Origin of the sequence: Ramlibacter sp., from assembly GCF_013697775.1 — a bacterium.
Lineage (GTDB): Bacteria > Pseudomonadota > Gammaproteobacteria > Burkholderiales > Burkholderiaceae_C > Ramlibacter.
Genome location: NZ_JACCWG010000214.1, coordinates 1 through 11,494, shown reverse-complemented (window position 1 = coordinate 11,494; position 11,494 = coordinate 1). Strand labels below are relative to the sequence as shown.

The 11,494-nt window shown below is 69.0% G+C and carries 12 protein-coding genes and 1 pseudogene; 9 read left to right on the top strand and 4 right to left on the bottom strand.

Translation table 11 applies throughout. From position 1 onward, the window contains the following. Window positions 1-68: 68 nt before the first annotated feature. Both H0U68_RS10650 and H0U68_RS10645 read left to right on the top strand, forming a co-directional pair. Window positions 69-1,265, top strand: a complete 1,197-nt coding sequence (locus H0U68_RS10650; protein WP_296355361.1) for a YihY family inner membrane protein — start codon at window positions 69-71, stop codon at window positions 1,263-1,265. 216 nt (window positions 1,266-1,481) lie between these two features. Beyond that, the gene (locus H0U68_RS10645) at window positions 1,482-1,724 is read left to right on the top strand and encodes a hypothetical protein (RefSeq protein ID WP_296355360.1); all 243 of its coding nucleotides are present in this window, start codon (window positions 1,482-1,484) and stop codon (window positions 1,722-1,724) included. Here H0U68_RS10645 and H0U68_RS10640 read toward each other — a convergent pair whose 3' ends face one another. From H0U68_RS10640 to H0U68_RS10625, 4 genes are read right to left on the bottom strand one after another with little or no spacing between them, the layout of a single operon-like run. Beyond that, entirely contained in the window at window positions 1,725-2,045 is a 321-nt protein-coding gene (locus H0U68_RS10640; RefSeq protein ID WP_296355358.1) for an Mpo1-like protein, read from the bottom strand. Between the two features lie 36 nt (window positions 2,046-2,081). Next, window positions 2,082-3,389: a cytochrome P450 gene (locus tag H0U68_RS10635; protein ID WP_296355356.1), complete on the bottom strand. Its 1,308-nt coding sequence runs from the start codon at window positions 3,387-3,389 to the stop codon at window positions 2,082-2,084. Further along, window positions 3,386-4,204 (bottom strand): alpha/beta hydrolase, encoded by an 819-nt coding sequence (locus H0U68_RS10630; protein ID WP_296355354.1) that lies wholly within the window; start codon window positions 4,202-4,204, stop codon window positions 3,386-3,388. Before H0U68_RS10630 ends, H0U68_RS10635 begins: the two co-directional genes overlap by 4 nt. Window positions 4,205-4,206: 2 nt before the next feature. Beyond that, window positions 4,207-5,508 carry an O-acetylhomoserine aminocarboxypropyltransferase gene (locus tag H0U68_RS10625; RefSeq protein WP_296355352.1) on the bottom strand — a complete coding sequence of 434 codons (1,302 nt, stop codon included), beginning with the start codon at window positions 5,506-5,508 and terminating at the stop codon, window positions 4,207-4,209. Between the two features lie 100 nt (window positions 5,509-5,608). Between H0U68_RS10625 and H0U68_RS10620 the strand changes: the two genes are divergently transcribed. The 7 genes and pseudogenes from H0U68_RS10620 to H0U68_RS10590 form a co-directional block, all read left to right on the top strand. Further along, window positions 5,609-6,073, top strand: coding sequence for a CBS domain-containing protein (locus H0U68_RS10620; RefSeq protein WP_296355350.1), 465 nt, complete (start codon window positions 5,609-5,611; stop codon window positions 6,071-6,073). A 274-nt stretch (window positions 6,074-6,347) separates the two neighbouring features. Beyond that, window positions 6,348-7,445 carry a chorismate synthase gene (gene aroC / locus H0U68_RS10615; protein WP_296355348.1) on the top strand — a complete coding sequence of 366 codons (1,098 nt, stop codon included), beginning with the start codon at window positions 6,348-6,350 and terminating at the stop codon, window positions 7,443-7,445. Further along, entirely contained in the window at window positions 7,446-8,630 is a 1,185-nt protein-coding gene (locus H0U68_RS10610) for an MFS transporter (protein ID WP_296355343.1), read from the top strand. Between the two features lie 62 nt (window positions 8,631-8,692). Continuing rightward, window positions 8,693-9,130 (top strand): signal peptide prediction, encoded by a 438-nt coding sequence (locus H0U68_RS10605; RefSeq protein WP_296355340.1) that lies wholly within the window; start codon window positions 8,693-8,695, stop codon window positions 9,128-9,130. 39 nt (window positions 9,131-9,169) lie between these two features. After that, window positions 9,170-10,171 (top strand): aldo/keto reductase, encoded by a 1,002-nt coding sequence (locus H0U68_RS10600; protein ID WP_296355338.1) that lies wholly within the window; start codon window positions 9,170-9,172, stop codon window positions 10,169-10,171. Between the two features lie 119 nt (window positions 10,172-10,290). Continuing rightward, window positions 10,291-11,307 carry an SDR family oxidoreductase gene (locus H0U68_RS10595; protein WP_296355337.1) on the top strand — a complete coding sequence of 339 codons (1,017 nt, stop codon included), beginning with the start codon at window positions 10,291-10,293 and terminating at the stop codon, window positions 11,305-11,307. A gap of 68 nt (window positions 11,308-11,375) precedes the next feature. Next, a pseudogene (locus H0U68_RS10590) lies at window positions 11,376-11,494 on the top strand (IS5/IS1182 family transposase); the annotation flags it as partial.

Below are 11,494 nucleotides of genomic sequence, written 5' to 3'. Positions count from 1 at the left end.
AACGGCGGGAGCGGCCGAAGAGGGAGGAGGGGCGGAGGCATCCATCTGCGATGGCATCATAGCGGCCGATGAATGCTGCCCCGCTTGTTGCCCAGATCGCGCGCTTTCCGTGGAAATCCACCGCGCTGACCCTGGCGGAGCGGTTCCGCGAGGACCGGCTCGGCCTCACCGCCAGCAGCCTCACCTTCACCACCACCATCGCGCTGGTGCCGTTCTTCACGGTGGCGCTGGCGGTGTTCACCGCCTTTCCGATGTTCAGCCAGATGCAGTCGAGCCTGCAGGGCTGGCTGGTGAAAAGCCTGATTCCCGACGCCATCGCGCGGCAGGTGCTGGGCTACCTCACGCAGTTCGCCGGCAAGGCCAGCCGCCTGGGCGTGGTCGGCCTGATGGCGCTGTTCTTCACCGCGCTGGCGCTGGTGCTCACCATCGACCGCACGCTCAATGCCATCTGGCGGGTGCGCCGGCGCCGGGCGCTGGCGCAGCGGGTGATGATCTATTGGGCGGTGATCACGCTCGGGCCGCTGCTGATGGCGGCCAGCCTGAGCATCACCTCGTACCTGCTGTCCGCCTCGCGCGGGCTGACCGTGGCCATGCCCGGCACCGTGCGCGTGCTCCTGGAAATCGTGCAGTTCGTGCTGCTGGCGGGCGCCCTGGCCGCGCTGTACCGGTTCGTGCCGAATGCGCCGGTGCGGCACAGCCACGCCATCGCCGGCGGCCTGTTCGCGGCCCTCGGCATGGAACTCGCACGGCGGCTGCTGGCCTTGTACATCGCGCTGGTGCCCACCTACTCGATGGTGTACGGCGCCTTCGCCACGCTGCCGATTTTGCTGGTGTGGATCTACATGGCCTGGGTCATCGTGCTGTTCGGCGCGGTGATTGCCGCCTACCTGCCGAGCCTGCTGGCCGGCACGCGCCGGCGCGCCAGCGCGCACGGCTGGCAGTTCCAGCTGGCGCTGGAAGTCCTGCAGCAGCTCGGCACCGAGCGCGCGACCGGAACGCACGGCATGACGACAGCGCAGCTGTGCGATGCGATGCAGGTGGACGGCCTGCAGCTGGAGCCGGTGCTCGAAGCGCTGGTGCAGCTGGACTGGGTCGGGCGGCTGGAAGAAGAGGGCGCCGGCACGCGCCACGTGCTGCTGGCCGAGCTGCGGTCCACGCCGCTGGAGCCGCTGGCGCGCCTGCTGCTGTTGCCCATGACGCCGGCGACGGCGGGGCTGTGGAAGAACGGGCGCCTGTCGGCGCTGATGCTCAAGGACGTTTTGTGAAACCAGCCATTCAATCGACTGCTCGATCGACCGCTGCCATCCTGGCGTTCCTGGCGGGCGCCGCCGCTGCCACGGCCGCCGGACTCTCCGCCGGCACCTACGTGACCGAGGGCGGCTGGGGCAAGATGATATTGCAGCCTGCAAGGTGCGCTCCCAGCAGAAGGACGGCGGCATCGAGGTCAGTACGACCAGGCCCAGGCGGCCATCGAGCCGTTCGTGCGCGACTGCGCGAAGTTCATCGAACCGTTCGCGCTCGGCGCCCTGCGCAACGACCTGGCGATCACCCGCTTCCACCTGGGCGATGCCGCGGGCTGCCGGGCGGCGCTGGCGCCGCTGGGCGAGTACCTGAAGACGAGCGACGAGGAGTTCAAGAACACGCTGCCGCCGGCGGAAGCCGATGCCTCGGCCGTGCTCGCGCAATCCACGCGCTTCAACTGGCGCAAGTGCGCGGCGCGCTGATCAGAACTTGATCCGGCCGGTCCAGATGTCCTTGTACATCACCCAGTCGCCCATGAAGCTGTAGAACGGGCGCTTGAAGCTGGCCGGCCTGTTCTTCTCGAAGCCGAAGTGGCCGGCCCAGGCGAAGCCGTAGCCGCACAGCAGGCCGGCCAGCAGCCACCAGCCGTTGCCGGTGGCCAGCAGCATGGCCAGGCAGGCCAGCGACAGGCTGGAGCCCGCGAAGTGCAGGCGCCGGCAGGTGCGGTTGCCGTGCTCGCTGAGATAGAACGGGTAGAACTCGGCGAACGAGTGCATGGCGCGGGGATCGACTGCGGTGCGCATGGCGGCGGCTCCTTGCTGGATGTTCCTGCGGCCAGCCTACACCAGCGCGAAGGGCGCGTGCAGGAAGCCCCTGAAACGCGCGCGTCCGCCGCGCGTGGGCGGCGCCGTCAGCCGGTAGCCGGGAAAGCGCGCCAGGAAGCGGCCGATGGCCACGCGACCTTCCAGGCGCGCCAGGCTCAGCCCCGCGCACTGGTGGATGCCGAAGCCGAACGCCAGGTGGCGGTTGTTCGCGCGGGCGATGTCCAGCGTGTCCGGTAGCGCGAACTGCGCCGGGTCGCGATTGGCAGCGCCGATGCACAGCGTGACCAGCGCGCCTTCGGGCAGCGCCGTGCCGCCGACCTCGCAGGCGCGCAGCGCGCGCCGGTTGCCCAGCTGGTTGGATGACTCGAAGCGCAGGAACTCGTCTACGGCCAGCGTCATCACCGGCTCCAGCGCCGTCCAGTCGGGCGTGTTGCCCGCCGTTGCGCCGATCGCGGCCAGCAATTTGTCTTTCTGCTCGGGCCATTCCTGCAGCGCGACCAGCGCGTTGCCGATGAGGTTGGTGGTGGTCTCATGCCCGGCGTTGAGGATGAACACGCAGTTCTGCAGCAGCTCGGCTTCGCTCAGCGTCTCGCTGTCGGTTCCGCTGCTGCCTTCGCCCTGGATCAGCCGGGTCAGCACGTCGTGCTCCGGGTCGCCTGGGTGCCTGCGGCGCTCGGCCACCAGCGTCTTCAGGTAGGCGGTGAATTCGCTCACGCCGCGGTTGCCCAGCGTCTCCTGCTCGGGCGTGAGCTTGGGCTCCAGCGCGCCCAGGATGGCCAGCGACCAGGCGCGCAGCGGCTCGCGGTCGGCATGCGGCACGCCCAGCAGGTTGCCGATGATCTCCACCGGAATGGCCGAGGCGAAGTCCTCCACCAGGTCGCCGCCGCCACGCTGTTCGATGTGGTCCAGCAGGCCGTCCACCAGCGCGACCAGCTCCGGTTCCATCTCGGCGATGGCACGCCGGATGAGCGCACCCATGATGAGCTTGCGCACCCGCGTGTGCAGCGGCGGGTCGTTGAACACCAGGCTGGTGGTGTGGTGCTCCAGCAGCGGAGCGCCTTCGCCATATTTCGGCGTGAACTCGACCTTCTTGTCCGAGCTGAACGCCTGCGCGTCGCGGTACACGGGCACCAGGTCGGCATAGCGCGTGAGGAAATACGAGCCGTCCGGCATGCGGCGCACCGGCTCGCTCTCGCGCAGCGCGGCGTACACCGGGAACGGGTTGGCGTAGAAGTCGGCCGGCAGGTCGCGCAGGTCCAGGCTGGCGGCAATGGCGCGCGCGCGCTCGGGCGCCATCGGCGGCGTGACTGGGACTCCGCTCATGTGCGCAGGAAATCGCGGATGGCGAACAGCGTTTCTTCCGGCGTTTCCGTCATGTGGTTGTGGCCGAGCGGCAGCTCTTCCACCCGCACCCTCTTGCCGGCGGCACGGGCGCGCTCGACCAGCGGCTTGGCCGCCGAAGGCACCGTCATCTGGTCGCGCGCGCCGATCAGGAACAGCACCGGGCAGGCAATGTCCGCGATGGCGTTGTCGCCGTTGGCGTAGCTGTTGCAGGCGACGAAACCGCGGTGGAACACGTTGACCCGGGGGTTGCTGCGCAGCACGCGGCGGTTCAGCGCCACGCTGCCGCCCCAGACCCAGGTGCCGGGACCCAGCGCCGACGGCGGCGGCGCCAGCGTCGCGCGCGAGAACACGTTGATCATGTGGATGCCCTTCTCGGGGTCGTGCTGCGCCGCCTCCAGCAGCGCGGGCGACACCTTCATCGGCGCGGCGGCACCGATCAGCACCAGGTGGCTGGCGCGCTCCTTCAGGCGCGCGGCCGCTTCCAGCGCGATCAGCGCACCCCAGCTGTGGCCGACCAGCGCGGCGTGCTGCACGCCGGCCGCGTCCAGCAGCGCAGCAACGAAATCCGCGCCTTCCTCGACGGAGGAGGGCGCCTCGCCGCCGCTGCGGCAATGGCCGGGCAGGTCGGGCGCCAGCACGTTCCAGCCGTGGTGGGCCATGTAGCGCGTCTGCAGGATCCACACGCTGTGGTCGTTGAGCACGCCGTGCACGAACACCACCGTGGGTTTTTGCAGATCGAAGGGCTTGCCGCCGGTGTAGCAGTAGGTCTTCGCACCGTTGACTTGCAGCTCCATGGTCAGCTCCCGGCCTTCTCGGCGGTGCGCAGCGCGCGCTTCAAGTCGTCGATCAGGTCGTCGGCGTCCTCCAGGCCGATCGACAGGCGGATCGTGCCCTGCGTGATGCCGGCGCCGGACAGCGCCTCGTTGGTCATGCGGAAGTGCGTGGTGCTGGCCGGGTGGATCACCAGCGAGCGGCAGTCGCCCACGTTGGCCAGGTGGCTGAAGATCTTGAGCGCCTCGACGAAGCCCTTGCCCTGTTCGCGGCTGCCCTTGATGTCGAAGCTGAACACCGCGCCGGCGCCGCGCGGCAGCAGCCTGCGCGCCAGCGCATGGCTGGGGTGCGCCTCCAGGTGCGGATGGGCGACGCGCGCGACCATCGGGTGCGCGGCCAGGAACTCCACCACTTTGCGCGTGTTGGCCATGTGGCGCTCCATGCGCAGCGGCAGCGTCTCGATGCCCTGCAGCATCAGCCAGGCGGTGTGCGGGCTCATGCAGGCGCCGAAGTCGCGCAAGCCCTCGCGCCGGGCGCGCAGCAGGAAGGCGCCGACGGTGGATTCCTCGCTGAACACCATGTTGTGGAAGCCGTCGTAGGGCTGGGTCAGCTCGGCGAACCGGCCCGAGCGCTCCCAGTCGAAGCTGCCGCCGTCGACCACCACGCCGCCGATCACCGTGCCATGGCCGCCCAGGAACTTGGTGGCCGAGTGGTAGACCAGGTCGGCGCCGTGCTCGAACGGACGCATGAGGTAAGGCGTGGTGAAGGTGGAATCGACCAGTAACGGCACGCCGGCCTCGTGCCCGATGGCGGAGACGGTGGGAATGTCGAGCACGTCCAGGCCCGGGTTGCCCACGGTTTCGCCGAACAGCAGCTTGGTGTTCGGGCGGATCGCGGCGCGCCAGCCGTCGATGTCGCCGGGCTTCACGAAGGTGGTTTCGATGCCGAAGCGCCGCATGGTGTAGTGCAGCAGGTTCTGCGAACCGCCGTACAGCGCGGTGCTGGCCACAATGTGCGAGCCGGCGCCCATGAGGGTGGCGATGGACAGGTGCAGCGCTGCTTGGCCGCTGGCGGTGGCGATGGCGCCGATGCCGTTCTCCAGCGCGGCCACGCGCTGCTCGAACACGGCCGTGGTGGGGTTGCTGATGCGCGAGTAGACATGGCCCGCGCGCTCCAGGTTGAACAGCGCCGCGGCGTGGTCGCTGGACTCGAACACGAACGAGGTGCTCAGGTGCAGCGGGACCACCCGCGCGCCGGTGGTGGGGTCGGGGGCCGCGCCGGCGTGCAGCGCCAGCGTGTCGAAGCCGGGATCGGAGTAGCCGGACATGGGGCGTTGTCTCCTGTCGTATCTAATGGAACTGGCTGGGATTGTGGGCTATATTGTTCTACGCCCTGCCGTGCACCGGGCCGGGCCAAAGGAGACCACCATGAAAGTCAGCGACATCCTGCGCGTCAAGGGCAACACCCTGTACACGGTCGTCCCCGACAGCCCGTTGGCGCGCGCCATCGACATCATGGCGGAGAAGGACATCGGCTCCCTGGTCGTCATGGAACACGGCGAACTGGTCGGCATGCTGACCTTCCGCGAGGTGATCCAGTGCATCACGCACAACGGCCACGCCGTCGGCAGCATGGTGGTGCGCACCGCGATGGACGACCACCCGCTCACCTGCACCCTGGAGACCGAGCTGGACGAGGTGCGCCGCATGATGCTGGAGCGCCACGCGCGCTACATGCCGGTGATGGACCGCCGCATGCTGATGGGCGTGATCAGCCTGTACGACGTCGCCAAGGCGGTGGTGGACAGCCAGAACTTCGAGAACCGCATGCTCAAGGCGTACATCCGCGACTGGCCCGCTTCAGGCGACGAGCAGCCGACGGCTTCACTCTGAAATCGCTGCGCGATTTCAGAGTGCTCTGATCGGATGGTTGATGCCGGGGTGAACCCGGCACCAACCATGAAGGGACCGAGTTGCGCGCTGCTTCACGCGATCCGGTGCCGCTAGCGGGGGCTGGCGAGGCGGACCGTCCACGCAGTGGCACCAGGCCGCGCGAAACAACGTGCAGCGCGGCCTCCCCATCGGCTGGCGCGGGTCTCCCGCGACGGCCGATCCATTCAGCAAGCACTCAAAAATTGCGCAGCAATTTTTGAGTGAAAATCCCCCAATGAGCGGTAACACCTTCGGCACGCTGTTTGCCGTCACGAATTTCGGCGAGTCGCACGGTCCCGCCATCGGCTGCGTGATCGACGGCTGCCCGCCTGGGCTGGCGCTGGCCGAGGCCGACATCCAGCCCGACCTCGACCGGCGGCGCCCCGGCACCAGCCGCCACGTGACGCAGCGCAACGAAGCCGACCGGGTGGAAATCCTCTCCGGCGTGTACGAAGGCAAGACCACGGGCACGCCGATCGGCCTGCTGATCCGCAACACCGACCAGCGCAGCAGGGACTACGGCGAGGTCGTCTCCAAGTTCCGCCCAGGCCACGCCGACTACGTCTACCTGCAGAAATACGGCCTGCGCGATCCGCGCGGCGGCGGGCGCGCCTCGGCGCGGCTGACCGCGCCAATGGTGGGGGCCGGCGCCGTCGCGAAAAAGTGGCTGCGCGAGGCCTTCGGCGTGGAGTTCCGTGCCTGCATGCAGCAGGTGGGCGAGATCGCCATCCCGTTCGAATCGTGGGAGCACGTGCCCAACAACCCGTTCTTCGCGCCGGTGGCCGACGTGGCCCACCTGGAGGCCTACATGGACGCGCTGCGCAAGGCGGGCGACTCCTGTGGCGCGCGGCTGCGGGTCTGCGCCACCGGCATGCCGGCCGGCCTGGGCCAGCCCCTTTTCGACAAGCTCGACGCCGACATCGCCTGGGCGATGATGGGCATCAACGCCGTCAAGGGCGTGGAGATCGGCGCTGGCTTCGCCAGCGTGGCGCAGCGCGGCACGGTGCACGGCGACTCGCTCACGCCGCGGGGCTTCGCCAGCAACAACGCCGGCGGCGTGCTGGGCGGCATCAGCAGCGGGCAGGACCTGGAGGTGTCGGTCGCCATCAAGCCGACCAGCTCCATCATCAGCCCGCGCGACACCATCGACCTGCAGGGCGCGCCGACCCAGGTCGTCACCAAGGGCCGCCACGACCCCTGCGTGGGCCTGCGCGCGGCGCCGATCGCCGAGGCCATGCTGGCCCTGGTGGTCATGGACCACGCGCTGCGCCATCGCGCGCAGTGCGGCGACGTCGATGCGCCGCTGGCGCCCATCGCCTCCTCGTTCCTTTAGATGGCGCCTTGCGACGAAGGCGGCTGGCGGCGGCTGGTGCCGTTCGCCGGGTTGTCCGCCACCTACTTCGCCCACATCGGGTTCTTCAATCCGTACCTGTCGCTGTGGCTGAAGGCACAGGGCCTGCCCATCGTCGTCATCAGCCTGCTGGCGTCGGTGCAGTCGCTCACGCGGGTGTTCGCGCCCTATGCCTGGGGCGCGCTCAGCGACCACACGGGCGAGCGCGTGAAGCTGCTGCGCATCGGCGCGGCCATGGCGCTGGTGGCGTCGGCCGGTTTGTGGATCACAGGCGGCGCCTGGTGGATCGCCTTCGTGCTGCTGCTGCTGTTCACCAACACCAGCTCCATGATGTCGCTGACCGAAGCGGCGATGGCGCACCTGGTGGCCGGTGACTGGGGGCGCTACGGGCGCATCCGGCTGTGGGGCTCGGCCGGCTTCATGGTGACCGTGTTCCTGGCGGGCGCCTGGTTCGAGCGCTTCGGCATGGGCGCCTTTCCGGGCTGGACCGCACTCAGCCTGCTGGGCGTGGTGCTGTGCACCTGGTGGCTGCCCAACGCGCGGGAAACGCCGGTGCACGGCCACGCGCCGCGCGAGCCGATCGCGCCGGCGCTGCGGCGGCCGGTGGTGCGCTGGTTCTTCGCTTCGCTGTTCTTCCACGTGATGGCGCACTTCTCGGTCTACGGCTTCTTCTCGCTGTACCTGGACGCGCTGGGCTACAGCAAGACCATGATCGGCGTGCTGTGGGCCGTGTCGGTGCTCGTCGAGATCGCCTGGTTCTACACCCAGGGCCGCGTCATGCGCAGGCTGCCCATCGAGCAATGGCTGCTGGTGTGCGCGGTGGCGACGGTGGCGCGCATGGGCATCACGGCCGGGCTAGCCGGCTGGCTGGCGGCGCTGTTCGTCGCCCAGGTGCTGCATGCGCTCACCTTCGCTGCGCACCACACCTGCTGCATCGCCATGGTCACGCGGCATTTCCCGGGCCGCATGCGCGGCCGCGGCCAGGCGCTGTTCACCGTCATCGGCTATGGCTTCGGCGGCGTGCTGGGCGTGCTGGCCGGCGGCGCCATCGCCTCGGCCTGGGGCTTCGAGGTCATGTTCGGCGCGGCCGGGCTGCTCGGCCTGGTGGCCACGGCCTGCGCCTGGCGGGTGCGCCAGCTTGCCGCCGCCGAGCCGGACAGCGCCTGAAATTGCGCGATTTGCAGGCTGCGGACCCCGCACGACGCGCCCGGAATGCGTACAGTGTCGGCATGTTGCTGCTGGCAAGAATGGCCCTGGCCCTGGGCCGCTACCTCTGGGCCGGACCGTATTCCTGCGTTGGCCTGCTGCTGGGCGGGCTGGCGGTGCTGCTGGGCGGCACCGCGCGGGTGCGCTCGGGCGTGGTGGAAATCGCCGGTGGCTGGCTGGGCCGGCTGCTGGTGCGGCTACCGGCCCGGCTGTCGTTCTCGGCCATCACGCTGGGCCACGTGATCCTGGGCACCGACCATTCCACCTTGCTGCAGATGCGCCGCCACGAGCACGTGCACGTGCGCCAGTACGAGCAGTGGGGGCCGCTGTACGTGCCGGCCTATCTGCTGTCCAGCCTTGTGCAGCTGCTGCGCGGCCGCAACCCCTACCGCGACAACTACTTCGAGCGCCAGGCCTATGCGCAGGCGCCCGCGCACGGCCACGGGCGCCGCACGGCCTGACGCGGTAGAGTCCGCGGTTCCCCACTGGAGGCGCTTCGCATGCAATACGTCCGTCTGGGCGGCACCGGCCTTGCCGTGTCGCGCATCTGCCTGGGCATGATGACCTACGGCACCCCGCAATGGCGGCCCTGGGTGCTGGACGAAGCGGCGTCGCGGCCGGTCGTGAAGCACGCGGCGGACCTGGGCATCAACTTCTTCGACACCGCCGACATGTACTCGGCTGGCCAGAGCGAGGTGCTCACCGGCCGCTTCGTGCGCGAGTTCTGCCGGCGCGAAGAGGTGGTGATCGCCAGCAAGGTGTACTACCCGGTGGACATGGCGGCCGAGCCGGCGCGCCGGCCCAACATGGACGGCCTGTCGCGCAAGCGCATCCTGCATGCGGTGGACGCCAGCCTGCAGCGCCTGGGCACCGACTACATCGACCTCTACCAGATCCACCGGCTGGACCCCGCCACGCCGATGGAGGAAACCATGGAGGCGCTGCACGATGTGGTGAAGGCCGGCAAGGTGCGTTACCTCGGCGCGAGCAGCATGTACGCCTGGCAGTTCGCCAAGATGCAGCAGATCGCCAGGGAGCGCGGCTTCACGCGCTTCGTCAGCATGCAGAACCACTACAACCTGGCCTACCGCGAGGAAGAGCGCGAGATGATCCCCCTGTGCCGCGACCAGGGCGTGGCGCTGATCCCGTGGAGCCCGCTGGCGCGGGGCTTCCTGGCCGGCAACCGCAGGCAGGGCGACAAGGACGCGGGCGAAACCTCGCGCGCCAAGACCGACGACATCGCGCAGAACTACTACTACCGCGACAGCGACTTCAAGGTGGTGCATGCGCTCTCGGCGATGGCCGCCGCCCGTGGCGTGAGCAATGCCACGCTGGCCTATGCATGGCTGCTGCACAAGGGCGTGACCGCGCCCATCATCGGCGCCAGCAAGATCCCCCAGCTCGACCAGGCCGCCGCGGCGGTGGACCTGCGGCTGACCGATGAGGACGTGCGCACGCTGGAGGCGCCGTACGAGCCGCATCCGATCCTCGGCCATACCTGAGAGAGTGGCGCTGAGCGCCGCGTGGCAGGTGTAGGCATCCGCTGACTGCATCGGCGGCGAATTCCGACGGCGGGCCGCGCGCGTTGCATCGCACCATGGAGGTTTGCCAAGGAGCTTTCATGGACGACAAGAAACCGAGCGCCAAGGACAACCGCCGCGACGCGGCAAACGACAATGCCGCGGACAAGCAGCGCGCGCTGCAGCGCGAACAGGACCGCAAAGAGCCGGAAGCCAAGGGCGGCTCGGGCGGCGGTGAGAAACAGCAAGGCGTGCAGACCGGCGCCCGCGCGCAGCCGGACGAATTGCCTGCGCAGCACCTGCTCAAGCCGGGACAGGAAGCCGACATGGAACTCAAGCCGCGCTTCGAGGCGCCCGGCTACCAGGGCAGCGGCAAGCTCAAGGACATGGCCGCGCTGATCACCGGCGGCGACTCGGGCATCGGCCGCGCGGTGGCCGTGCTGTATGCGCGCGAGGGCGCTGACGTCGCCATCGTCTACCTCAGCTCGCACGAAGACGCGCAAGAGACCAAGCGCTGGATCGAAAAGGAAGGACGCCGCTGCGTGCTGATTCCCGGCGACGTGAAGGACCCGGCGTTCTGCAAGAGCGCGGTGGAGAGCACAGTCAAGGAGTTCGGCAAGCTGGACATCCTGGTGAACAACGCCGCGTTCCAGCTGCACGCGCATTCGCTGGAAGACATCACCGACGAGCGGCTGGAAGAAACCTTCAAGACCAACATCTTCGGCTACATCTACATGGCGCGCGCGGCGCTGCCGCACCTGAAGAAAGGCGCATCCATCATCAACACCGGCTCGGTGGTGGGCCTGAAGGGCAACAAGGAACTGCTGGACTACTCGGCCACCAAGGGCGCGATCCACGCGTTCACCATGTCGCTGGCCTCCAGCCTGATCGACAAGGGCATCCGCGTGAACGCGGTGGCGCCGGGCCCGGTGTGGACGCCGCTCAACCCGGCCGACCGCAGCGCCGAGGAGATCACCGAGTTCGGCAAGCAGACCGACTTCAAGCGCCCGGCCCAACCGGAGGAGCTGTCGCCGGCTTACGTGTTCCTGGCGTCGCCGGTGTGCGCGAGCTACATCACGGGCATCGTGCTGCCGGTGACGGGCTCGGTCGGCAGCTAGGGATTCTGAAGAAGTCCACCGAGGCGTAGGCTGCTGCGTTGCGATTGCATCAAACGCGGAGGCGGTGGATGAAGCAGATGACGCTGGCCAATGGCGGCTTCGAGCGGTACGGCAAGACCACGAAGCGGGCGGCCTTCCTGGCCGAGATGGACCGGGTGATCCCCTGGAGCGAGCTGTGCGCGCTGAT